Raw genomic sequence first — 20,903 nt, forward strand, 5'->3', positions numbered from 1 at the left:
CGGCACCATGAGCGACTTCGACTTTTCCGTCATCGCCGCGAACTGGGCCTTCCTCGCCGAAGGCCTGCGCTACACGCTGCAGGTCACCGTCACCGCGATGCTGGGCGGCATCCTCATCGGCACGCTGCTCGCGCTGATGCGCCTGGGCTCGATCACGCCGCTGCGCTGGTTCGCCATCGGCTACGTGAACTTCTTCCGCAGCGTGCCGCTGGTCCAGGTGATCCTCGCCTTCTACCTCATCCTCCCGCTCGTGCTGCAGATGATCACCGGCCGGCTGGAGCCGATCGGCGCGGCGAACTCGGCCTACTTCACCTTCACCATCTTCGAGGCCGCCTACTACTCGGAAATCATGCGCTCGGGCATCCAGTCCGTGCCCCGCGGCCAGATCGGCGCCGGCTACGCGCTCGGTTTCACCTACGCCCAGACGATGCGCCACGTCGTGCTGCCGCAGGCCTTCCGCAACATGCTGCCGGTGCTGCTCACGCAGACCATCATCCTGTTCCAGGACATCTCGCTGGTGTATGCGATCGGCGCGACCGACTTCTTCGGCGCCGCCGACAAGATCACCCAGCGCGACCTGCGCCCGGTCGAGATGTACACGACCGTCGCGGTCGTCTATTTCATCATCTGCTTCTTGCTGTCGCGCCTCGTGAAGAGGCTGCAGTCGCGCATCGCCATCATTCGATAGGAACCGGAGCCCGGAACGATGATCGAGATCACGAACGTCTCCAAGTGGTACGGCACTTTCCAGGTGCTCACCGATTGCACGACCAAGGTCGACAAGGGCGAGGTCGTCGTCGTGTGCGGGCCGTCGGGCTCGGGGAAATCGACGCTGATCAAGTGCGTGAATGCCCTCGAACCCTTCCAGCAGGGCAGCGTCGTCGTCGACGGTATCCGTGTCGAGGACCCGAAGACCAACCTGCCCAGGCTGCGCTCGCGCGTCGGCATGGTGTTCCAGCATTTCGAGCTCTTCCCGCACATGACGATCACCGACAACCTCGCGATCGCGCAGGTCAAGGTGCTCGGCCGCAGCCGGGACGAGGCCGTCGAGCGCGGCCTGAAGCTGCTCGACCGCGTCGGCCTCAAGGCGCACGCGGCGAAGTTCCCGGGCCAGCTGTCGGGCGGTCAGCAGCAGCGCGTCGCGATCGCGCGTGCGCTCGCGATGGACCCGATCTGCATGCTGTTCGACGAACCGACCTCCGCGCTCGACCCCGAGATGATCAACGAGGTCCTCGATGTCATGGTGCAGCTCGCCCAGGAAGGCATGACGATGATGTGCGTCACGCACGAGATGGGCTTCGCGCGCAAGGTCGCCAACCGCGTGATCTTCATGGACCGCGGCGCGATCGTCGAGGACGCCGCGAAGGAAGCGTTCTTCGGCCAGCCGCGTTCCGAGCGCGCGCAGACCTTCCTCGCGAAGATCCTCAGTCACTGAGGCATCGGGGGCGAGGCGCCGCCCCCGGTGTTCACACCTTCTTCAGGTAGCAGGCCTTCAGCATGAAGTTGCCGGCGTCCATCCGGCAGTCGACCTCGTGATCGCCGCCCACCAGGCGGATGCTCTTCACCTTGGTGCCGACCTTCAGCGTGATCGACGAACCCTTCACCTTCAGGTCCTTGATCAGCACCACCGCGTCGCCGTTCTGCAGCACGTTGCCGTTGGCATCCTTGACGACCGCCTCGCCCTCGTCGTCAGCGGGCGCGGCTTCGGCCATCGGCCACTCGTAACCGCAGTCGGCACACACGTAGTTCGCGCCATCGGGGTAGGTATTCTCGAGGGTGCATTGGGGGCAGGACGGGATGTTCGACATGGCGTACTCGCTGATTGCGGCTGCGAAAAGCCCCGGAGTATCCCTAACGGCGGGGTGGTTGGCAATCTCCGTCGGCGCGCCGCTTTACTCCCGTGCGTGCTTGCAGTCGAATGAACGGCCCGCAGGGCCCAAGGAGTGACGATGAACATCGAACGCAAACCCATCCGCCGCGGCGGCATCCGCTCCGCCGGCTACGACCGCGGCGCGCGCATTCTCGAAATCGAGTTCGATAATGGCAGCGTCGTGCAGCACAGCGGTGTCGGCGACGAGATCGCGCGGCGCTTCCTCGCCAGCAGCTCCCCGGCGAGCTACTACCGCGACAACATCGAGGAAGAGTTCACCGCCCGGCGCGTACGCTGAGAGGCCGCCGCAATGCGCTGGCACCCACGGCAACATGGCCAGCGTATTGCGGGAAGGATGCGGGTCAGGCAGCGTCTCTGCCCGGCTCGTGCAGATGGAAGGGGCCGGTTTCGCTGCGGCGGGCATTGATCAGCACTTCGCTGATCTGGATGACGGGCTGGATGTCCGTGTAGTTGGGAATGTCGGCCATGATCGCTTCGGCATGCGGCGCGAAGGCGTTCTGGAATGCCTCCACCGAATCGAAGAACAGGTGCGCCATCGCCACGTTCTGCGGCGCCGACCCCGCGGCTTCGCCCGACAGGCCGCGATCCACGGCGATCCCCCGGCAGGCTTCCCCGAGTCTGTCCTTCACCATCGGCATGTGCCGCTTGCAGTAATAATCGAGGTCGAACCGGAAACCGTCGGAGTAAGGGTACAAAACGCTGACTTTGATCATGATCCACGCTCCTCGTGTGCTGGCGTGCGCGGGGGGCCGCGACGCTCGACGCATCTCATGTCCTTCGATCAGGAATAGCATAGCCAAAGCGACTCCGCCTGTCGCACGGTTCGCCGCAGCGATCCCGGCCATCGCTGAAATTGTGCCTCAAGTAACTGTTTGACAATGGATTTTCCGTGAAACACCGCGGCGCAACCCTAGGCTTTCGCACTGCAACAGCGTAAAATCCCCGGCCTTCCCGCTTCACCTGCGCCGGGGTGCGCCATGCTCTATCCCTCCCGTTTCGATGTCATCGTTGTCGGTGGCGGCCATGCCGGCACCGAGGCCGCGCTCGCGTCCGCGCGCATGGGCGCGAAGACGCTGCTCCTCACGCACAACATCGAGACCCTCGGCCAGATGAGCTGCAACCCGTCGATCGGCGGCATCGGCAAGGGCCACCTGGTCAAGGAAGTCGACGCGCTGGGCGGCGCGATGGCCGCCGCCACCGACGAAGGCGGCATCCAGTTCCGCATCCTCAATGCGTCGAAAGGCCCGGCGGTGCGCGCGACCCGCGCCCAGGCCGACCGCGTGCTGTACAAGGCCGCGATCCGCCACCGCCTCGAAAACCAGCCCAACCTGTGGCTCTTCCAGCAGGCCGTCGACGACATCACCGTCGCGAGCGACCGCGTCACCGGCGTCGTCACGCAGATCGGCCTCGCCTTCGAGGCGCCCGCCGTCGTCCTCACCGCCGGCACCTTCCTCAACGGCCTGGTGCATGTCGGCCTCGAACACTACTCCGCGGGCCGCGCCGGCGACCCCCCGGCGATCTCGCTCGGCCAGCGCCTGAAGGAACTCAAGCTCCCGCAAGGCCGCCTCAAGACCGGCACCCCGCCGCGTCTCGACGCGCGCACGATCGACTTCTCGGTGATGCAGGAACAGCCCGGCGACGACCCCGTGCCGGTGTTCAGCTTCCTCGGCTCCGCCGCACAGCATCCCGCGCAACTCCCGTGCTGGATCACACACACCAACGAGCGCACCCACGACATCATCCGCGCCAACCTCGACCGCTCGCCGATGTACTCGGGCGTCATCGAAGGGGTGGGCCCGCGCTACTGTCCGTCGATCGAGGACAAGATCCACCGCTTCGCCGACAAGGACAGCCACAACATCTTCCTCGAGCCCGAAGGGCTCACGACGCACGAGATCTACCCTAACGGCATCTCCACGTCGCTCCCCTTCGACGTCCAGCTCGCGGTCGTGCGCTCGATCCGCGGCCTCGAGAACGCCCACATCCTGCGCCCCGGCTACGCGATCGAATACGACTACTTCGACCCGCGTAACCTCAAGAGCAGCCTCGAAACCAAGACTTTCCACGGCCTCTTCTTCGCCGGCCAGATCAACGGTACCACCGGCTACGAGGAAGCCGCCGCGCAAGGGCTCTTGGCCGGTGCCAACGCCGCGCTGCAGGCGCAGGGCCGCGAAGCCTGGTGCCCGCGCCGCGACGAGGCCTACCTCGGCGTGCTCATCGACGACCTCATCACGCGCGGCGTCGCCGAGCCCTACCGCATGTTCACGTCGCGCGCCGAATACCGCTTGTCCCTGCGTGAAGACAACGCCGACCTGCGCCTCACCGAAAAGGGGCGCGAACTGGGCCTCGTCGATGACATCCGCTGGGAAGCCTTCTGCCGCAAACGTGACGCGATCGAGCGCGAAACCGCGCGCCTGAAAGCCACCTGGGCCGTTCCCGAACGCGTGCCGGCGACGGACGCCGAGCGTGTCGTCGGCAAGGCGCTGGAGCGCGAATACCGCTTCTTCGAGCTGCTGCGCCGCCCCAACACCCGCTACCCGGACCTGATGACGCTGCCCGGCGCGCCCGAAACGCCCGAGACCGACCCGCAAGTCATCGAGCAGCTCGAGATCGCCGCCAAGTACCAGGGCTACATCGACCGCCAGCAGGACGAAGTCGCCAAGCAGCTGCAGGCCGAATCCACGCGCCTGCCCGCCGATCTCGACTATGCCGACGTGCGCGGGCTCTCCAAGGAAGTGCAGCAGAAGCTCAACCTGCACAAGCCCGAGACCATCGGCCAGGCCGGCCGCATCCAGGGCGTCACGCCGGCCGCGATCTCGCTGCTCCTCGTGTGGCTCAAGCGCCGCGAACTCGCCGCGCGCGTGCGCAACGGCGCGTCCGACACGCAGGCTCGTTCGGCATGAGCGCGATGACGCTCGAGCGCGGCCTCGACGAGCTGGGCCTGGATCTGCCCGCCGACGTGCAGGCGAAGCTCCTCGCCTTCGCCGCGCTGCTCGCGAAGTGGAACAAGGTCTACAACCTGACCTCGATCCGCGACGCCGGCCAGATGCTCACGCACCACCTGCTCGATTCGCTCGCCGTGCTGCCGCATCTCGCGGGCATAGCACGCCTCGCCGACGTCGGCTCGGGCGGCGGGCTGCCCTGCATCCCGCTCGCGATCGCTACGCAGGGGCGCGAACCGGCGCTCGCGATCAGTTCGATCGAGACCGTCAACAAGAAGGCGAGCTTCCAGCAGCAGGCGAAAATCGAGTTGGGACTCGCGAATCTCACCGTGCTCAACGAGCGCGTCGAAAACGTCCGGCCCGACCAGCCGTTCGACGCCGTCATCTCGCGCGCCTTCTCCGAACTCGCCGATTTCGTCGGCCTCACGCAGCATCTGCTGCGCCCCGGCGGTCGCTTCCTTGCCATGAAGGGCGTGTATCCTGATGACGAAATCGCACGCCTGCCGGCCAACTTCCGCGTCGTCGAGGCCGTGCCGCTGACGGTGCCCGGATTGGGCGCCGAACGACACCTCATCATCGTGGAAAAGAGCTGAATGGCCCGAATCTTCTGCGTCGCCAACCAGAAAGGTGGAGTCGGCAAGACCACCACCTGCGTGAATCTCGCCGCCGCGCTGCAGCTTGCCGGCCAGCGCACCCTGCTCGTCGACCTCGACCCGCAGGGCAATGCGACGATGGGTAGCGGCATCGACAAGCGCGAGCTGCAGCACTCCGTGTATCACGTGCTCGTCGGCCTCGCCACGCTCGACGAGGCGCGCGCGACCTCGCCTTCCGGCGGCTACGACGTGCTCCCGGCGAACCGCGACCTCGCCGGCGCCGAAGTCGAACTCGTCGATCTCGAACGGCGCGAAAACCGCCTGCGCGATGCCTTCCGGCAGTTCGACGCCGACTACGACTTCGTCCTCGTCGACTGTCCGCCCTCGCTGTCGATGCTCACCCTGAACGGCCTGTGCGCCGCCCATGGCGTCATCATCCCGATGCAGTGCGAGTACTACGCGCTCGAAGGCCTGTCCGACCTGGTGAACACCATCAAGAAGGTGCATGCCAACCTCAACCGCGACCTCAAGATCATCGGCCTCCTGCGCGTCATGTTCGACCCGCGCATGACGCTGCAGCAGCAAGTCTCCGCCCAGCTCGAGAGCCACTTCGGCGACAAGGTGTTCGACGCCATCGTGCCGCGCAACGTGCGGCTGGCCGAAGCGCCCAGCCACGGCATGCCCGGCGTCGTCTTCGACCGCGCCGCCAAGGGTGCGCAAGCCTACATGGCCTTCGCGAAGGAAATGATCGAACGCGTGAAGACGCTGTAACCCGACCCGAATTTCAGGCAAAGCCCATGTCCCGACCCAAACTCAAAGGCCTCGGCCGCGGCCTCGACGCCCTGCTCGCGGCGAACCACGACGACGAAGCCGCCGGCGAACTGCAGACCCTCGCCGTCTCCACGCTGCGCCCCGGCAAGTACCAGCCGCGCACGCGCATGGACCCCGGCTCGCTCGAGGAACTCGCCGCCTCGATCAAGGCTCAGGGCATCATGCAGCCCATTCTCGTCCGTCCCGTCGACGGTAGCGGCTACGAGATCATCGCCGGCGAACGCCGCTGGCGCGCCGCGCAGATCGCCGAACTCGCCGAGGTCCCCTGTCTCGTGCGCGAGATCCCCGACGAAGCCGCGCTCGCGATGTCGCTGATCGAGAACATCCAGCGCGAAGACCTCAATCCGCTCGAGGAAGCGAGCGGCATCCAGCGCCTCATCGACGAATTCGGCATGACCCACCAGCAGGCCGCCGACGCCGTCGGCCGCTCGCGCCCGGCCGCCTCCAACCTCCTGCGCCTCCTCAACCTCGCGCGCCCGGTGCAGGAACTGCTGATGGCCGGCGACATCGACATGGGCCATGCGCGCGCCATCCTCCCGCTCGACGGCGCCAACCAGATCCAGCTCGCCAACCAGGTCGCCGCGCGTGGCCTGTCGGTGCGCGACACCGAGCGCCTCGTCCAGCAGACCGTCAACCCGCGCCCGAAGAAGGCCGCCCAAGCCCCCGACCGCGACCTCCAGCGCCTCGAGGAAGAAATTTCCGACGTCATGGGCGCGACGGTCCGCATCAAGGCCAACCGCAAGGGCGCGGGGGAAATCACGCTGCAGTTCGGCAGCCTCGACCAGCTCGACGGCCTCCTCGCGCGCCTGCGCGGCCCCTGCGACTGACCCCGCCGAAACGCCCGCGGCGCGGCCGGCGGAGCGAAATGCACTACGCAGTTCTGCGTATCTTGTATAAGATGCATGACTTGGCGCGGACGCCATGTTGCACCGCCATACATATTTGACTTTGTTACGGTTAACCCCTAGTATTCGCGGAATTTTTGAGGCGATCGGCGCCTGACAGGCGCGGCGCGGCGGCAGATCCATGCTGAAGATGGTTTTACTGCAGTTGGGCGCAACGATCGTGGCAACGGCCATTGCGGCCGTTTTTTTCGGCCCGGCCGGGGCGATTTCCGCGGTACTCGGAGGTCTCTCCTGCGTGCTCCCGAGTGCGCTCTTCGCGCTCAGGTTGCATCTCGTCGCCCAGCGCGGCGGGTCAGGTCATGTGACAGCTTTTTTTGTCGGCGAGTTCTTCAAGGTCGCGTCGATCGTGGGATTGTTGGTGCTGGTCGGGCTGAAATATGAAGACGTCCACTGGGGCGGCCTCTTCATCGGCCTGATCCTGGCACTCAAGGCGAATTTGTTTGCATTTTTGGTGAAGACCTGAATATGGCTACCGAAGCACCCACCGCAGGCGAGTACATCGTCCACCACCTCACCCACTTCAACTCCACCGGGCACGCGCAGAAAGCCGTCATCGACTGGAGCATCCTCAACCTCGACACCCTGTTCTTCTCGATCGCGCTGGGCGTCATCACGCTGTTCTTCCTGATCCGCGCCGCCAACAAGGCTACCGCGGGCGTGCCGGGGCGCTTCCAGGCCGCCGTCGAGATCCTCGTCGAGATGGTTGCTGACCAGGCCAAGGGCATCGTGCATAGCGCCGAGTCGCGCAAGTTCGTCGCGCCGGTCGCCCTCACCGTGTTCCTGTGGATCTTCCTCATGAACTCGATGGACTTCCTGCCGGTCGATCTGCTGCCCAAGCTGTGGCAGGTCTCGACGGGCAATTCGCACGCCTTCCTGCGCGTCGTCCCGACTGCCGACCTCAACGGCACGCTGGGCATGTCGATCGGCGTGTTGCTGCTGTGCCTCTACTACAACGTCAAGATCAAGGGCGTCTCCGGCTGGGTGCATGAACTCTTCACCGCGCCTTTCGGCGGCCACCCGCTGCTGTACCCGATCAACTTCTTCATGCAGATGATCGAGTTCCTCGCCAAGACCATCTCGCACGGCATGCGACTGTTCGGCAACATGTATGCCGGCGAACTGATCTTCATGCTGATCGCGCTGCTCGGGGGCACCGCCACCGTGTTCGGTTTCGTCGGCCACATCGTCGCCGGTTCGATCTGGGCTGTGTTCCACATCCTGATCGTCGCCCTGCAGGCCTTCATCTTCATGATGCTGACGCTGGTGTACATCGGCCAGGCTCACGAAAGCCACTAACTGTTTTGTAGTCGTCACTGGTTTCTTTTTAACTTCAATCTCTAACTAAGGAGTCGTCATGGAAAACGTTCTGGGTTTTGTTGCGCTGGCCGCCGGTCTGATCATCGGTCTGGGTGCTATCGGTGCTTGTATCGGTATCGGCATCATGGGCTCGAAGTACCTCGAAGCCTCGGCCCGTCAGCCTGAGCTGATGAACGCGCTGCAAACCAAGATGTTCCTCCTCGCCGGTCTGATCGACGCAGCGTTCCTGATCGGTGTCGGTATCGCGATGATGTTCGCCTTCGCCAACCCGTTCCAGCTCTGATCGGTTCGCTCATTTGGCCAATATCGGCCTCATTGAACACAACTGAGGAGCAAGAACAGTGAATTTGAACGCAACACTGATCGCCCAGCTCGTTGTGTTCTTCATTCTGGCGTGGGTCACGATGAAGTTCGTGTGGCCCCCCATCGTGAAGGCACTCGACGAGCGCGCGAAGAAGATCGCGGACGGGCTCGCGGCTGCGGACAAGGCAAAGGCCGACCTCTCTCACGCCGAGAAGAAGGTCGTCGAGGAAATGCGCAAGGCCCGCGAATCGGCCGGCGACATGCGTGCTGTTGCCGAAAAGCAGGCAACCAATGTTCTCGACGAAGCCCGCGCGGAAGCCGCACGCATCATTTCCCAGGCGCGTGAAGCCGCGCAAGGCGAAGCCGCCGCTGCCGCGCAGCGCGCGAAGGAAGCCCTGCGCGACCAGGTCGCCAACCTCGCCGTTGCCGGCGCCGAGCGCATCCTGCGCCGCGAGATCAACGCCCAGGTGCACGCCGACCTGCTCGCCAACCTGAAACAGGAACTGCAATAAGCCATGGCCGAGAACGTCACCATCGCGCGCCCCTATGCGGATGCCGCCTTCGAGCTGGCTCGCGGGGCCGCTGCGCTGGGGCCTTGGTCGGAAGCTCTCGATCGGCTGGCCGCGATTGCCGCGGACAGCTCGATGCGGGCCTGCATCAGTGATCCGAAACTGTCGGCGCAGCAGCTGTACCAGCTGTTCCTCGACGTTGCGGGTCAGGGCCTGACCCCCGAGCTGCAGAATTTCGTTCGCGTCCTCGTGGATAACGAACGCCTGCAGGTGCTTCCGGAGATCCGTGACCTGTTCGTCGATCTCAAGAACGAACATGAAGGTGTCAGGGAGGCCGATATCGCCTCCGCCTTCCCGCTCGACGATGCGACTCTGGCCACGCTGAAGTCCGATCTTGAAGCCCGCTTCAAGACCAAGCTGAACATCAGCGTGAGCCTCGACCCCGAACTCATCGGTGGGGTCCGTATCGCCATCGGCGACGAAGTGATCGACGCCTCGGTCCGCGGCAAACTCGCGAACATGGCCGCTGCGCTAAAGAACTAGGAGCATACCCAGATGCAACTCAACCCCTCTGAAATCAGTGATCTGATTAAGAGCCGGATCCAGAACCTGCAGCTCGCAGCCACGTCGCGCAACGAGGGTACGGTGGTGTCGGTTACCGACGGCATCACCCGCGTTCACGGCCTGGCGGACGTCATGCAGGGCGAAATGCTGGAATTCCCCGGCAACACCTTCGGCCTCGCGCTGAACCTCGAGCGCGACTCGGTCGGCGCGGTGGTTCTCGGCGAATACGAGCACATCACCGAAGGCGACTCGGTCAAGGCGACCGGTCGCATTCTCGAAGTGCCGGTCGGCCCCGAACTCGTGGGCCGCGTCGTCAACGCCCTCGGTCAACCGATCGACGGCAAGGGCCCGATCAACGCCAAGCTGACCGACAAGATCGAGAAGGTCGCGCCGGGCGTCATCTGGCGCCAGTCGGTGTCGCAGCCGGTGCAGACCGGCCTGAAGTCGGTCGACTCCATGGTGCCGATCGGCCGGGGCCAGCGCGAGCTGATCATCGGCGACCGCCAGACGGGCAAGACCGCCGTCGCCGTCGACGCGATCATCAACCAGAAAGGCCAGGACATGTTCTGCGTCTACGTTGCGGTCGGCCAGAAGGCCTCGACGATCGCCAACGTGGTGCGCAAGCTGGAAGAGCACGGCGCGATGGAATACACCATCGTCGTCGCCGCGACCGCTTCCGAGTCCGCCGCGATGCAGTTCATCGCCCCGTACTCGGGCTGCACGATGGGCGAATACTTCCGCGATCGCGGCCAGGACGCCCTGATCATTTACGACGACCTGACCAAGCAGGCCTGGGCCTACCGTCAGATCTCGCTGCTGCTGCGCCGCCCGCCGGGCCGCGAAGCCTACCCCGGCGACGTGTTCTACCTGCACTCGCGCCTGCTCGAGCGCGCCTCGCGCGTCTCGGTCGACTACGTCGAGAAGTTCACCAACGGCGAAGTCAAGGGCAAGACCGGCTCGCTGACCGCGCTGCCCGTGATCGAAACCCAGGCCGGCGACGTCTCCGCATTCGTTCCGACCAACGTGATCTCGATTACCGACGGCCAGATCTTCCTTGATACCGACCTCTTCAACGCCGGTGTCCGTCCCGCGATCAACGCCGGCATCTCGGTGTCGCGCGTCGGTGGCGCCGCGCAGACCAAGGTCGTCAAGAAGCTCTCCGGCGGTATCCGTACCGACCTCGCGCAGTACCGCGAACTCGCGGCCTTCGCGCAGTTCGCGTCGGACCTCGACGATGCGACGCGCAAGCAGCTCGAGCGCGGCCGCCGCGTGACCGAGCTGATGAAGCAGGTCCAGTATGCACCGATGTCGATCGCGGAGATGGCCATCACGCTGTTCGCGGTGAACAACGGCTACTTCGACGACGTCGAAGTCGGTCGCGTGCTCGCCTTCGAGAACGGCCTGCTGCAGTTCGTCAAGACGAAGAACGCCGCGCTGGTCTCCAAGATCCTGTCCGCCAAGGAACTCGACGCCGACGGCGAGAAGCAGCTCGTCGCCGTGATCGAAGAGTTCAAGAAGAGCTGGGCCTAAGCCCGCGGACGGAGACGGAAAATGGCTAGCGGTAAGGAAATCCGTACCAAGATCAAGAGCGTGCAAAACACGCGCAAGATCACCAAGGCCATGGAAATGGTGGCCGCGTCCAAAATGCGCAAGGCGCAGGACCGGATGCGTGCTGCCCGTCCCTATGCCGAGAAGATCCGCCGACTCGCCGCGAACCTGTCCCAGGCCACTGTGACCGACTACAAGCACCCGTTCCTGGTCCACAAGGACCAGGTCAAGCGGGTGGGCCTGATCCTCGTCACCACCGACAAGGGTCTGTGCGGCGGTCTCAACACCAACATCCAGCGTGTCGCGCTGAACGCGATGAAGGATTGGAGCGCCAGCGGCGCCTCCGATATCCGCGCCTGCTGCATCGGCAACAAGGGGCTCGGCTTCATGCAGCGGATGGGCGCCAACGTCGTGTCGCATGTCGTGCAGATGGGCGACACGCCGCACCTGGAAAAGATGATCGGCCCGGTCAAGGTCATGCTCGACGCGTTCCAGAACGGCGAGCTCGACGCGGTCTACATTGCCTACACGCGCTTCATCAACACGATGAAGCAGGAGCCGGTGCTGGAGCAGTTGCTCCCGCTGTCCGGCGAGCAGCTGGGCACACCGGAAAGCTCGTGGGATTACCTCTACGAGCCGGATCCGCAGGTGGTCATCGACGAGATGCTGGTGCGTTACGTCGAGGCGCTGGTGTACCAGGCTGTCGCCGAGAACATGGCTTCCGAACAGAGTGCGCGAATGGTGGCAATGAAGGCCGCCTCCGACAATGCCAAGACCGTGATTGGCGACCTGCAGCTGGTCTATAACAAGACCCGCCAGGCTGCGATCACGAAGGAGCTGTCGGAGATCGTCAGCGGCGCCGCCGCGGTGTAACGGAATATTGAATTAAGGAAACGACGATGAGTCAAGGAACTATCGTTCAGTGCATCGGCGCCGTGGTGGATATCCAGTTCCCCCGCGAAGCGATGCCCAAGGTTTACGACGCGCTGAAGCTCGAAAGCGCCGCCGATTCCTTCGCGGAAGAGGGGCTCACTTTCGAGGTGCAGCAGCAGCTCGGTGACGGGATCGTGCGCACCATCGCGCTCGGTTCGTCCGACGGGCTGCGGCGCGGCATGAAGGTCGCCAGTACCGGCAAGCCGATTTCGGTGCCCGTCGGTCACGGCACGCTGGGCCGCATCATGGACGTGCTCGGTCGTCCGATCGACGAAGCCGGTCCGGTGGAAGCGGACGAGCTGCGTCCCATCCACGCCAAGGCCCCCAAGTTCGACGACCTGTCGCCGTCGGTCGACCTGCTCGAAACCGGCATCAAGGTTATCGACCTGGTCTGCCCGTTCGCGAAGGGCGGCAAGGTCGGCCTGTTCGGCGGTGCCGGCGTGGGCAAGACCGTGAACATGATGGAGCTGATCAACAACATCGCGAAGCAGCACTCGGGTCTCTCGGTGTTCGCAGGCGTGGGCGAGCGTACCCGTGAGGGCAACGACTTCTACCACGAGATGAAGGACTCCAACGTTCTCGACAAGGTTGCGATGGTGTTCGGTCAGATGAACGAACCTCCGGGCAACCGTCTGCGCGTCGCGCTGACCGGCCTGACGATGGCCGAGCGCTTCCGTGACGAAGGCCGCGACATCCTGTTCTTCGTGGACAACATCTACCGCTACACGCTGGCCGGTACCGAAGTGTCCGCGCTGCTCGGCCGGATGCCGTCCGCGGTGGGTTACCAGCCGACGCTGGCGGAAGAAATGGGCCGCCTGCAGGAGCGCATCACCTCGACCAAGGTCGGCTCGATCACCTCGATCCAGGCGGTGTACGTCCCTGCGGACGACTTGACCGACCCGTCGCCTGCCACGACCTTCCTCCACCTCGACTCGACGGTCGTGCTGTCGCGTGACATCGCCGCGCTGGGTATCTACCCCGCTGTCGATCCGCTCGACTCGACCTCGCGCCAGCTCGACCCGCTGGTCGTCGGCGAGGAGCACTACGGCGTGGCCCGTCAGGTGCAGATGACGCTGCAGCGCTACAAGGAACTGCGCGACATCATCGCGATTCTGGGCATGGACGAACTGTCGCCGGAAGACAAGCTGGCCGTGTCGCGCGCGCGCAAGATCCAGCGCTTCCTGTCGCAGCCCTTCCACGTCGCGGAAGTGTTCACCGGTTCGCCGGGCAAGTACGTGCCGCTGAAGGAGACGATCAAGGGCTTCAAGATGATCGTCAACGGCGAGTGCGATCACCTGCCGGAGCAGGCGTTCTACATGGTCGGCGGCATCGAAGAGGCCATCGAGAAGGCCAAGAAGCTCCAGTAATCTGGCGCGCGCCGTGCGGCAGTCCGCTGCCGCGCGGCCTTGAATAGGAGTCAACATGGCAATGATGGTCCACGTGGATATCGTCAGCGCGGAAGAGCAGATCTTTTCCGGTCTGGCGGAGTTCGTTGCGCTTCCCGGCGAGGCGGGCGAACTCGGGATCCTGCCCGGCCACATGCCGCTGATGACCCGGATCAAGCCGGGCGCGGTGCGTGTGAAGGTGCGGGATCAGGCGGACGAGGAGCTGGTATTCGTCGCCGGCGGCATCCTGGAAGTTCAGCCGGGGCTGGTCACCGTTCTGGCCGACACCGCGATCCGCGGCAAGGATCTCGACGAGGCCAAGGCCCTCGAAGCCAAGCGTATGGCGGAAGAGGCGCTGCAGAACAGGTCGTCGGAGCTCGATTACGCGAAGGCCCAGGCAGAACTCGCCGAAGCGATCGCCCAGATCGCCGCGATCCAGAAGCTGCGCAAGCGCGGTCACTGAGCGGCGGGCGTCGCGGCCGCGGCGCGCACGACGCACGAAGGGCAGTCCGTATCGGGCTGCCCTTTTCATTTACGGGGCGGGAACAGTTATGCGGGGGCCGCGCCCGGTAGGTTCAAACTCGCCGTTCGTGCCGGCCGGGGACGGGACGCGTGCCCGCGCTGCGGGTTTCAGCCGCGTCGTCCGGCCGTCGAGAGCCGGCCGACACGCTTGTCGAGGCGCGCGAGATCATCGCGCAAGCGGCCCAGTTCGTCGCCGAGGGACGCGAGGGTTCCGCGCGTGACGAGGGCCTGCTGTTCCTCGACGAGGTATTCGGCAAGGTTGCCGGTGAGGCCGGACCACGCTCGTTCGTGCATGCGTCGCAGCGCGCCGACACCTTCAACCATGCGGTGCGCGACGATGTCGCCGAAGATACGCGACAGGTCTTCCTCGGCGTCCCAGCGCAGGTGGCGGAACACGAAACCCAGGGTGTCGGCGAGCTCGGCGTTGCCCTCGATACGCACGGCCTTCATCGCCTTGTTGGTGTCGCCGCCGATGAGCCCGGGCAGGGCCGCGAGCGGCACCGACAGCGTGACCGCGGGTGGCGTGTCCGTGCCGGCGTCGATCAGGTAGCCGTCGGCATCGATCGCGAACAGCAGTTCGGCCGGTTCGGCGCGCAGGAGGGCGTACTGTCCGGCGTGCGGGGCCAGCCGCTCGCGCGCCCAGTCGGCGCGGGCGAGCAGATGGTTGGCAGCGGAGAGCGTGCCGCGGGTGCCGAAATTCAGGATGGACATGGAGGCGGCCGCCGGGCGCGGCGGCGAGGCACGATCAGGCGACTTGCTGGATGCCGGCAACGATCCAGCCGCCGCTGCCGCTGCGCGGTTTGGTGAGGTGCCAGATCTCGTCGAAGGGGGCGGGCGGTGCGCCGGGTTCCTCGCGCAGCATCCCGGTGAAACGCACGCTGACGATGTAGCGTTGCGCTTCCTCGACAACCTCGAGCACCTGGGCGTTGAGTTCGATGACGTCGGTACGTTGCGCGCTCATGCCGCGGTCGGCCATCTGCAGGCGGATCTCGGCGTACATCTCGGGGGTGGTGAATTCCCGGATGTCGTCGAGGTTGCCGGCATCGTGTGCGGCCTGCAGGCGGATGAAGTTCACCTTCGCCTGGCGGGCGAAGGCGTCGGCGTCGAAATCGGGCGGTATCGCAGGCTTTGCCGGGGCCGCCGCGCCGCCGCCGAATGCGGGGGCGGCGGGGGCGACATCGGCAACGCTGGTCTGAGCCGCACCGGCGTACTGCATGCCGCCCGCTGCGGGCGCGCCGGTGCTGCGCCGCGACAGCAGACGGAAGAGTGCGACGGCGGCCAGCACGAGCAGGCCGATCGTGAGCATGGAGCCGAATTCCCCGCCCAGACCGAAGTGCGAGAACAGCGCGGCGAGGCCCACGCCCGCGGCGAGGCCGGCAAGCGGACCCAGCCAGGAGCGCCGGGGCTGCGGCGCCTGCGGCGGAATGGGCGCGGTCGCCGGGGAAGCTTGCGGGGCCGGGGCGGGCGTCACGGCTGGCCGTGGGGCTTGAGGCGGGGTGATCTGCCGCTGCATGCCGAGGCTGCTGCCGCCGCCGAGGCGCTTGGCTTCGACGTCGCCGACGCCCAAGCCAAAGACGACGATAACCGTGAGGAGGGTGAGGAGGAAGTTCTTCATGACGCGTATCGCTCCAGGGCGCGAAGTGTTTGTTTCGGGGGGAGTCGTCCGCGGCGCCGCTGTCAGACCTTGTAGCCGCGGTGCAGCGCAACGATGCCGGCGCTGAGGTTGAAGTAATCGACCCGCTTGAAGCCGACTTGTTCCATCAGCGCCTTGAGCTCTTCCTGGGGCGGATGCATGCGGATCGATTCGGCCAGGTAGCGGTAGCTGTCGGGGTCGCCGGCGACCTTCGCACCCATCCACGGCAGGATCTTGAAGGAGTACAGGTCGTAGGCGGGCGCGAGCGGTGCCCACACCCTGGAGAATTCAAGCACCAGCAGGCGCCCGCCGGGACGCAGCACGCGGCGCATCTCGGCCAGCGCGGCGTCCTTGTGCGTCATGTTGCGCAGGCCGAAGGCGACCGTCACGCAGTCGAACCAGTTGTCCGGGAAAGGCAGCTTCTCGGCGCTGCACTGCGCGACCGGCAGGGCGTAGCCGCGATCGAGCACGCGGTCGCGGCCGACGGAGAGCATCGCGTGGTTGATGTCGGTGAGCCAGACCTGGCCTTCGCGCCCGACGCGCTTGGCGAAGGCGAGCGACAGGTCGGCGGTGCCCCCGGCGACGTCGAGCACGCGATCGCCGCGGCCGACGCCGGAGATCTGGATCGTGAACGCCTTCCACAGCCGGTGCAGGCCGAAGGACATCAGGTCGTTCATGATGTCGTACTTGGTCGCGACCGAGGAGAAGACCTCGGCGACGCGTTGCTGCTTCTCGCCTTCGGCGACGGTCTCGAAGCCGAAGTGGGTGGTCTTGTCGTTCATGTTCAGTGCTTGTGGCCGCAGCCGTGCTTGGGCGCGGGCGGTGGGTTGTCGGCGGGGTCGCGGCTCGCGCCGGCCGCGGTGAGGCGGTCGAGGTACTCCTGCCACAGCGTGTCGTGCCGGGTGGCGAGCATGTGGAGGTAGTCCCACGAATACAGGCCGCTGTCGTGCCCGTCGGAAAACACAAGCTTCACGGCGTAGTGGCCGACCGGTTCGATGTCGAGGAGCTCGACGTCGCGCTTGCCGACCTGCAGGGTTTCCTGCCCCGCACCGTGGCCGCGGACTTCCGCAGACGGGGAATACACGCGCAGGTACTCGAAGGGCAGCGAGTATTCGTTGCCCTCGCCGAACGCGATTTCGAGCATGCGCGATTTGCGGTGCAGCGTGAGTGCGGTGGGGATGGGGGTGTCGTCGTCGAGGCCGGCCATGCTTGCCCCTGCTTGCGGTTGAAGGGGATATCAATCATACCCGAATCGGGGCCCGCCCGTGCCCTGCGGGCGCAGCCGGAGGGCTTGTTGCGGGAACGTGACCTGTCACAAAATCGTCAATTTCCCGCAATACACTGCGTGCTACGACATGGAGTGTGCATAGATATGGCCGCGAACATCCTGCTGGTGGAAGACGAGCCGGCGATCCAGGAACTGATTGCCGCAAACCTTGGACGGGCGGGCCACCACGTGGTGCGCGCCGGGGACGCTGAGACGGCGCAGCGTATCGTGCGCGAGGCCCTGCCGGATCTGGTGCTGCTCGACTGGATGCTGCCGGGGATGTCGGGGATCGAGCTGGCGCGCCGGCTGCGGGCGGACGAGCGCACGCGCGGCATTCCGATCATCATGCTGACGGCGCGCGGCGAGGAGCAGGACAAGGTCGCGGGCCTGGAGATGGGGGCGGATGACTACATCACGAAGCCCTTCAGCCCGCGCGAGCTGGTCGCGCGCATCAAGGCGGTGCTGCGCCGCCGTGCGCCGCAGGCGACGGAGGATCCGGTGCAGCTGGGGGGCCTGAGCCTCGATCCGGCGACGCACCGGGTCAACGCGGGGGAGCGGCCGGTGGTGCTGGGGCCGACCGAGTTCCGCCTGCTGCACTTCCTGATGACCCATCCCGAGCGCGTGCATTCGCGCGCGCAGTTGCTCGATCAGGTGTGGGGTGATCACGTGTTCGTCGAGGAGCGCACGGTGGATGTGCACGTGCGCCGTCTGCGTGCGGCGTTGGAGCCGGTCGGGCAGGACGGCCTGATCCAGACGGTGCGTGGCAGCGGCTACCGCCTGTCGGCCCTGCCAGCGGTGGCCGGTGCGTAAGATCGTTGCGGCGCCAGTTTCGGGCGGGAGTTTCTCCATTAGACAAGTGACGCGATACGTGTGGTGGCAGGCGGTGCGCATGCTGGGCCTGGTGGCGCTGCTGGCGCTGGTCGTCGGCGCGCTGGGCGGCAAGGCGGCGGCGCTGGGGACGGTGTTCGTCGGCATCGTCGCGATGCTCGTGTATCAGTTGCTGAACCTGCACCGGCTCGTCGAATGGACCTATGCGCCGGTCGGGTCGCCGCTGCCGCCCGGGGTCGGCATCTGGGCGCATATCTACTACGACCTCGACCGGCGTTCGCGCACGTCCGTGGACCTGCGCGAGCGCCTGACGAGCGCGCTCGACCGTTTCCACGAAGCGAGCCAGGCGATGCCCGACGGCGTGCTGTACCTCGCCGCGAACGATCGCATCGAGTGGCTGAACCGCAAGGCGGAGCGCCATTTCGGCATCGACAGCCGGCGCGACCGCGGCGCGCTCGTGACCACGCTCGTGCGCGAGCCGGAGTTCGTGCACTTCCTGCAGGCCGGCGATTACGCGGAACCGCTGGTGCTGCATTCGACGCGCCGGGCGGGGCTCACGCTGCTGTTGCAGGTGGTGCCCTTCGGCGACGACCAGAAGATGGTGGTGTCGCGCGACGTCAGCCAGCTGGAGAAGCTCGAGACGATGCGGCGCGATTTCATCGCCAATGTGTCGCACGAGCTGCGCACGCCGCTGACCGTCGTGACGGGTTTCCTCGAGACGCTGATCGAAGGCCGGGACGACTTTGCGCCCGAGGACGTGACGAACTTCCTGCAGCTCGCGCTGGACCAGTCGCTGCGCATGCAGACGCTGATCGAGGATCTGCTGACGCTTTCGGCGCTCGAGACCGGGGCCCCGGCGCCGGTCGAGGAGTGCGTGGATATCGCCAGTCTCGTGCAGAGCATCGCCGAGGACACGCGCCTGCTGTCGAACGGCCGGCACGTGATCGACGCCAGCATCGACGGGCGTCCCGGTTGTGCGCGGTTGCTGGGCAGCGCCAAGGAGCTGCGCTCGGCGTTTGCCAACCTCGCCAGCAATGCGGTCCGGTACACGCCGGCCGGCGGGCACATCCGGTTGAGCTGGGCCTGCAGCGACGGCTGCGGGGAATTCGCGGTCGAGGACGATGGCATCGGGATCGCCACCGAGGACATCCCGCGCCTGACCGAGCGCTTCTATCGTGTTGACCGCGGCCGTTCGCGCGAGACCGGCGGCACGGGCCTCGGCCTGGCGATCGTCAAGCACATCCTGTCGCGCCACCAGGCCGAGTTGCGCATCGCCAGCGAACTCGGCAAGGGGAGCCGTTTCAGCGTACGCTTTCCGGCCGGGCGGCTGGGGCAGGCGAATCCAGCGTCTCATAGCTGACCTGGACGAAATCGGCGCCGCGCAGGACCGGCTGCGTGAGCCGCAGCTGGTAACGCCGGTCGCCATCGACGACGTCGATCACCCGCTGCGGCTGGAACCATTGTGCGGGCAGGATCGCCGACGCGTCGGCCTTCAGGGCCGGGGTGGCAGGCAGCAGGAAACCCTCGACAAAGGGTTCGCGCAGGCCGACAGGGCGTACCGCAACGACTTTCGGAAAGCCGGCGAGGACGTGGATGCCGGTTTCCATGACGCCGTCGGCGCGGTACATGAGCCAGCTCACCCGGGCGAGCAGGAAATGCTCGCTATCCGGGGGGCGCACACCCACGAGCTGATGGTGGCCGAGCCGCCCGGTGTGCGGGTTCTGGAACAGGCGGAAGCCGCTGACGGAATGGTCCGCAACCTGCCAGGGTTCGCACGTGAAGCCGAGTCTCGCGGCCGCACGTCGGCGTTCGCCCTCCGACCAGCGCCTGTTCTTGACCGGGGCGGCGCGTTCGCCGAAGGTCATCAGCGCGATGTCGTTGCGCAGGCTGCGCTGGGTCGCATAAATCGGAGGTTGCTCGAACGGGGTGCCGCTGACGTGGAAGGCGACCGCCGACCACCCTGCCGCGAGTTCGGCGCGTCCGTGGGCGCCGCGCCGCGGGAATCGGCGCCCTGCGGACGCAAGGCCCCAGGGGCGGTAGAGCGAGAGCAGTAGCCGGGAGCAGGCGTCGGCCGCGCAGTCGGCGCCAAGGCCTAGCGAGGACGGGGTGACGCCCTGCTTGAGCTGCTTGAACGCGGACTGGATCTGCCCGGCGAGTTTGCTGCCGTCGAAGCGGCGTGGCAGACCCGCGGGCTGCAGCACACCGAGCGGGCGCAGGCCGTGGTCGGCGCCGAGATCGAGGCCGTAGGCGGCGGGTTGCGGCGCGTCGCCGCCCGGCCCGTCGGACAAGTCGCAATAGGGCGCGAAGCGCTGCGCCCAGCGACATACCCATCCGAGCTCGCGTTCGCTGCGTCCGTACGGGTTGGCCAGGTCGACGAGCAGCACGGCGATAAAGGCCTCGGTGGGGCTCTGCGCCTTCCAGATGTCGTTGAGCGGGTCCGGCACGCGGATCGCGCCGACCCCCAGCGCCTCGGCGGCGCAATAGCTGTCGTGCAGGTCGGTCCAGGTGCCGTCGGGGAGGACGCGGTGCGCGCGGAAGTACTCGAGGGGGACCATCCCGGCGTAGTGGATGCGGCGCTGGGCGAGGAGTGCGCGCTGGTCGGCCGGGAGGCGTTCGGCGCCGCTTCTGCGCGCGATGTGTGCATAGGCGCTGGCCAGCGCGTTCCACAGGGTGACGACGCCCTGCAGTGTCGCGTTGTCCTCGCTGTCGGGCGGCAGCGGATGCGCGGCGTAGCGGCGGGACATCTCCGTCTGGGCAGCCGCGACATGCGGGCGCGCCGCTTCGAGGATCTCGAGGTGTCGCTCGGGCGTGAGGTCGGCCTGCAGCAGCGCCGGTACCATCTCCGACAGCAGCCGGTGGTTCTCGTCGACGTCCGGCGGCCGCAGCCTGCCGAGCAGTTCCAGGCACTCGACGGGGTCGTGATAACCCATGG

The 20,903-nt window shown here is 66.2% G+C and carries 25 protein-coding genes; 18 read left to right on the top strand and 7 right to left on the bottom strand.

Annotated elements, in window-relative coordinates; all coding sequences use genetic code 11:
- Positions 1-7: 7 nt before the first annotated feature.
- Both CDA09_RS00415 and CDA09_RS00420 read left to right on the top strand, forming a co-directional pair.
- Complete coding sequence (locus tag CDA09_RS00415; protein WP_121426813.1) at positions 8-688, top strand: amino acid ABC transporter permease; 681 nt, start codon at positions 8-10, stop codon at positions 686-688.
- A gap of 18 nt (positions 689-706) precedes the next feature.
- Positions 707-1,435: an amino acid ABC transporter ATP-binding protein gene (locus CDA09_RS00420; RefSeq protein ID WP_121426814.1), complete on the top strand. Its 729-nt coding sequence runs from the start codon at positions 707-709 to the stop codon at positions 1,433-1,435.
- A 31-nt stretch (positions 1,436-1,466) separates the two neighbouring features.
- Here the strand turns inward: CDA09_RS00420 and CDA09_RS00425 are convergent, their stop codons facing one another.
- Positions 1,467-1,808 carry a zinc ribbon domain-containing protein YjdM gene (locus tag CDA09_RS00425; protein ID WP_121426815.1) on the bottom strand — a complete coding sequence of 114 codons (342 nt, stop codon included), beginning with the start codon at positions 1,806-1,808 and terminating at the stop codon, positions 1,467-1,469.
- 141 nt (positions 1,809-1,949) lie between these two features.
- Between CDA09_RS00425 and CDA09_RS00430 the strand changes: the two genes are divergently transcribed.
- Positions 1,950-2,168 (top strand): KTSC domain-containing protein, encoded by a 219-nt coding sequence (locus CDA09_RS00430; RefSeq protein WP_121426816.1) that lies wholly within the window; start codon positions 1,950-1,952, stop codon positions 2,166-2,168.
- 64 nt (positions 2,169-2,232) lie between these two features.
- Here CDA09_RS00430 and CDA09_RS00435 read toward each other — a convergent pair whose 3' ends face one another.
- On the bottom strand, positions 2,233-2,604 hold the full coding sequence (locus CDA09_RS00435) for an EthD family reductase (RefSeq protein WP_121426817.1): 372 nt from the start codon (positions 2,602-2,604) through the stop codon (positions 2,233-2,235).
- 264 nt (positions 2,605-2,868) lie between these two features.
- Here CDA09_RS00435 and mnmG point away from each other — a divergent pair, with 264 nt between their 5' ends.
- The 13 genes from mnmG to CDA09_RS00500 all read left to right on the top strand — a co-directional run bounded on the left by mnmG (position 2,869) and on the right by CDA09_RS00500 (position 14,184).
- Complete coding sequence (gene mnmG, locus CDA09_RS00440; protein WP_121426818.1) at positions 2,869-4,794, top strand: tRNA uridine-5-carboxymethylaminomethyl(34) synthesis enzyme MnmG; 1,926 nt, start codon at positions 2,869-2,871, stop codon at positions 4,792-4,794.
- Positions 4,791-5,426 carry a 16S rRNA (guanine(527)-N(7))-methyltransferase RsmG gene (gene rsmG / locus CDA09_RS00445; RefSeq protein WP_121426819.1) on the top strand — a complete coding sequence of 212 codons (636 nt, stop codon included), beginning with the start codon at positions 4,791-4,793 and terminating at the stop codon, positions 5,424-5,426. The genes mnmG and rsmG overlap by 4 nt, the downstream gene beginning before the upstream one ends.
- Positions 5,427-6,197 (top strand): ParA family protein, encoded by a 771-nt coding sequence (locus CDA09_RS00450; protein ID WP_121426820.1) that lies wholly within the window; start codon positions 5,427-5,429, stop codon positions 6,195-6,197.
- Between the two features lie 26 nt (positions 6,198-6,223).
- Positions 6,224-7,084: a ParB/RepB/Spo0J family partition protein gene (locus CDA09_RS00455; protein ID WP_121426821.1), complete on the top strand. Its 861-nt coding sequence runs from the start codon at positions 6,224-6,226 to the stop codon at positions 7,082-7,084.
- Between the two features lie 199 nt (positions 7,085-7,283).
- Positions 7,284-7,625: an ATP synthase subunit I gene (locus CDA09_RS00460; protein WP_121426822.1), complete on the top strand. Its 342-nt coding sequence runs from the start codon at positions 7,284-7,286 to the stop codon at positions 7,623-7,625.
- 2 nt (positions 7,626-7,627) lie between these two features.
- Positions 7,628-8,458 carry a F0F1 ATP synthase subunit A gene (gene atpB, locus CDA09_RS00465; protein ID WP_121426823.1) on the top strand — a complete coding sequence of 277 codons (831 nt, stop codon included), beginning with the start codon at positions 7,628-7,630 and terminating at the stop codon, positions 8,456-8,458.
- Between the two features lie 58 nt (positions 8,459-8,516).
- Positions 8,517-8,762 (top strand): F0F1 ATP synthase subunit C, encoded by a 246-nt coding sequence (gene atpE / locus CDA09_RS00470; RefSeq protein ID WP_002925444.1) that lies wholly within the window; start codon positions 8,517-8,519, stop codon positions 8,760-8,762.
- A gap of 58 nt (positions 8,763-8,820) precedes the next feature.
- A complete protein-coding gene (locus tag CDA09_RS00475) occupies positions 8,821-9,294 on the top strand; it encodes a F0F1 ATP synthase subunit B (protein ID WP_121426824.1) in 474 nt (157 codons plus the stop codon).
- A 3-nt stretch (positions 9,295-9,297) separates the two neighbouring features.
- Positions 9,298-9,834 carry a F0F1 ATP synthase subunit delta gene (locus tag CDA09_RS00480; RefSeq protein WP_121426825.1) on the top strand — a complete coding sequence of 179 codons (537 nt, stop codon included), beginning with the start codon at positions 9,298-9,300 and terminating at the stop codon, positions 9,832-9,834.
- A gap of 12 nt (positions 9,835-9,846) precedes the next feature.
- On the top strand, positions 9,847-11,385 hold the full coding sequence (gene atpA, locus CDA09_RS00485; protein WP_121426826.1) for a F0F1 ATP synthase subunit alpha: 1,539 nt from the start codon (positions 9,847-9,849) through the stop codon (positions 11,383-11,385).
- Positions 11,386-11,406: 21 nt separating this feature from the next.
- Entirely contained in the window at positions 11,407-12,276 is an 870-nt protein-coding gene (atpG, locus tag CDA09_RS00490; RefSeq protein WP_121426827.1) for a F0F1 ATP synthase subunit gamma, read from the top strand.
- A 26-nt stretch (positions 12,277-12,302) separates the two neighbouring features.
- Entirely contained in the window at positions 12,303-13,703 is a 1,401-nt protein-coding gene (gene atpD / locus CDA09_RS00495; RefSeq protein WP_121426828.1) for a F0F1 ATP synthase subunit beta, read from the top strand.
- A gap of 55 nt (positions 13,704-13,758) precedes the next feature.
- On the top strand, positions 13,759-14,184 hold the full coding sequence (locus CDA09_RS00500) for a F0F1 ATP synthase subunit epsilon (protein ID WP_121426829.1): 426 nt from the start codon (positions 13,759-13,761) through the stop codon (positions 14,182-14,184).
- A 167-nt stretch (positions 14,185-14,351) separates the two neighbouring features.
- Here the strand turns inward: CDA09_RS00500 and CDA09_RS00505 are convergent, their stop codons facing one another.
- From CDA09_RS00505 to CDA09_RS00520, 4 genes are all read right to left on the bottom strand, one after another.
- Complete coding sequence (locus CDA09_RS00505) at positions 14,352-14,954, bottom strand: ubiquinone biosynthesis accessory factor UbiJ (RefSeq protein WP_121426830.1); 603 nt, start codon at positions 14,952-14,954, stop codon at positions 14,352-14,354.
- Between the two features lie 34 nt (positions 14,955-14,988).
- Positions 14,989-15,858 (bottom strand): Tim44 domain-containing protein, encoded by an 870-nt coding sequence (locus tag CDA09_RS00510; RefSeq protein ID WP_121426831.1) that lies wholly within the window; start codon positions 15,856-15,858, stop codon positions 14,989-14,991.
- Positions 15,859-15,920: 62 nt separating this feature from the next.
- On the bottom strand, positions 15,921-16,658 hold the full coding sequence (gene ubiE, locus CDA09_RS00515) for a bifunctional demethylmenaquinone methyltransferase/2-methoxy-6-polyprenyl-1,4-benzoquinol methylase UbiE (RefSeq protein ID WP_121426832.1): 738 nt from the start codon (positions 16,656-16,658) through the stop codon (positions 15,921-15,923).
- A 2-nt stretch (positions 16,659-16,660) separates the two neighbouring features.
- Entirely contained in the window at positions 16,661-17,083 is a 423-nt protein-coding gene (locus CDA09_RS00520; protein WP_121426833.1) for a gamma-butyrobetaine hydroxylase family protein, read from the bottom strand.
- A gap of 165 nt (positions 17,084-17,248) precedes the next feature.
- Between CDA09_RS00520 and phoB the strand changes: the two genes are divergently transcribed.
- Positions 17,249-17,953: a phosphate regulon transcriptional regulator PhoB gene (gene phoB / locus CDA09_RS00525; RefSeq protein WP_121426834.1), complete on the top strand. Its 705-nt coding sequence runs from the start codon at positions 17,249-17,251 to the stop codon at positions 17,951-17,953.
- A gap of 79 nt (positions 17,954-18,032) precedes the next feature.
- Positions 18,033-19,331, top strand: coding sequence for a phosphate regulon sensor histidine kinase PhoR (gene phoR, locus CDA09_RS00530; protein WP_286164505.1), 1,299 nt, complete (start codon positions 18,033-18,035; stop codon positions 19,329-19,331).
- Here the strand turns inward: phoR and CDA09_RS00535 are convergent.
- Positions 19,273-20,901, bottom strand: coding sequence for a cyclic-di-GMP receptor FimW-related protein (locus tag CDA09_RS00535; protein WP_121426835.1), 1,629 nt, complete (start codon positions 20,899-20,901; stop codon positions 19,273-19,275). The genes phoR and CDA09_RS00535 overlap by 59 nt on opposite strands.
- Between the last annotated feature and the right edge of the window lie 2 nt (positions 20,902-20,903).

The sequence above is a fragment of the Azoarcus sp. DN11 genome (assembly GCF_003628555.1).
Lineage (GTDB): Bacteria > Pseudomonadota > Gammaproteobacteria > Burkholderiales > Rhodocyclaceae > Aromatoleum.

What these genes read in the sequence shown, in the direction of transcription:
- atpG (WP_121426827.1), top strand. Translation starts at nt 11,407, where the DNA reads ATGGCTAGCGGTAAGGAAATCCGTACCAAGATCAAGAGCGTGCAAAAC.
- CDA09_RS00505 (WP_121426830.1), bottom strand. Translation starts at nt 14,954, where the DNA reads ATGTCCATCCTGAATTTCGGCACCCGCGGCACGCTCTCCGCTGCCAAC.
- CDA09_RS00460 (WP_121426822.1), top strand. Translation starts at nt 7,284, where the DNA reads ATGCTGAAGATGGTTTTACTGCAGTTGGGCGCAACGATCGTGGCAACG.
- CDA09_RS00450 (WP_121426820.1), top strand. Translation starts at nt 5,427, where the DNA reads ATGGCCCGAATCTTCTGCGTCGCCAACCAGAAAGGTGGAGTCGGCAAG.
- rsmG (WP_121426819.1), top strand. Translation starts at nt 4,791, where the DNA reads ATGAGCGCGATGACGCTCGAGCGCGGCCTCGACGAGCTGGGCCTGGAT.
- CDA09_RS00520 (WP_121426833.1), bottom strand. Translation starts at nt 17,083, where the DNA reads ATGGCCGGCCTCGACGACGACACCCCCATCCCCACCGCACTCACGCTG.
- ubiE (WP_121426832.1), bottom strand. Translation starts at nt 16,658, where the DNA reads ATGAACGACAAGACCACCCACTTCGGCTTCGAGACCGTCGCCGAAGGC.
- mnmG (WP_121426818.1), top strand. Translation starts at nt 2,869, where the DNA reads ATGCTCTATCCCTCCCGTTTCGATGTCATCGTTGTCGGTGGCGGCCAT.
- atpE (WP_002925444.1), top strand. Translation starts at nt 8,517, where the DNA reads ATGGAAAACGTTCTGGGTTTTGTTGCGCTGGCCGCCGGTCTGATCATC.
- atpB (WP_121426823.1), top strand. Translation starts at nt 7,628, where the DNA reads ATGGCTACCGAAGCACCCACCGCAGGCGAGTACATCGTCCACCACCTC.
- CDA09_RS00425 (WP_121426815.1), bottom strand. Translation starts at nt 1,808, where the DNA reads ATGTCGAACATCCCGTCCTGCCCCCAATGCACCCTCGAGAATACCTAC.
- CDA09_RS00435 (WP_121426817.1), bottom strand. Translation starts at nt 2,604, where the DNA reads ATGATCAAAGTCAGCGTTTTGTACCCTTACTCCGACGGTTTCCGGTTC.
- CDA09_RS00455 (WP_121426821.1), top strand. Translation starts at nt 6,224, where the DNA reads ATGTCCCGACCCAAACTCAAAGGCCTCGGCCGCGGCCTCGACGCCCTG.
- atpD (WP_121426828.1), top strand. Translation starts at nt 12,303, where the DNA reads ATGAGTCAAGGAACTATCGTTCAGTGCATCGGCGCCGTGGTGGATATC.
- CDA09_RS00415 (WP_121426813.1), top strand. Translation starts at nt 8, where the DNA reads ATGAGCGACTTCGACTTTTCCGTCATCGCCGCGAACTGGGCCTTCCTC.
- CDA09_RS00420 (WP_121426814.1), top strand. Translation starts at nt 707, where the DNA reads ATGATCGAGATCACGAACGTCTCCAAGTGGTACGGCACTTTCCAGGTG.
- phoB (WP_121426834.1), top strand. Translation starts at nt 17,249, where the DNA reads ATGGCCGCGAACATCCTGCTGGTGGAAGACGAGCCGGCGATCCAGGAA.
- CDA09_RS00535 (WP_121426835.1), bottom strand. Translation starts at nt 20,901, where the DNA reads ATGGGTTATCACGACCCCGTCGAGTGCCTGGAACTGCTCGGCAGGCTG.
- CDA09_RS00430 (WP_121426816.1), top strand. Translation starts at nt 1,950, where the DNA reads ATGAACATCGAACGCAAACCCATCCGCCGCGGCGGCATCCGCTCCGCC.
- CDA09_RS00480 (WP_121426825.1), top strand. Translation starts at nt 9,298, where the DNA reads ATGGCCGAGAACGTCACCATCGCGCGCCCCTATGCGGATGCCGCCTTC.
- CDA09_RS00510 (WP_121426831.1), bottom strand. Translation starts at nt 15,858, where the DNA reads ATGAAGAACTTCCTCCTCACCCTCCTCACGGTTATCGTCGTCTTTGGC.
- atpA (WP_121426826.1), top strand. Translation starts at nt 9,847, where the DNA reads ATGCAACTCAACCCCTCTGAAATCAGTGATCTGATTAAGAGCCGGATC.
- CDA09_RS00500 (WP_121426829.1), top strand. Translation starts at nt 13,759, where the DNA reads ATGGCAATGATGGTCCACGTGGATATCGTCAGCGCGGAAGAGCAGATC.
- phoR (WP_286164505.1), top strand. Translation starts at nt 18,033, where the DNA reads ATGCTGGGCCTGGTGGCGCTGCTGGCGCTGGTCGTCGGCGCGCTGGGC.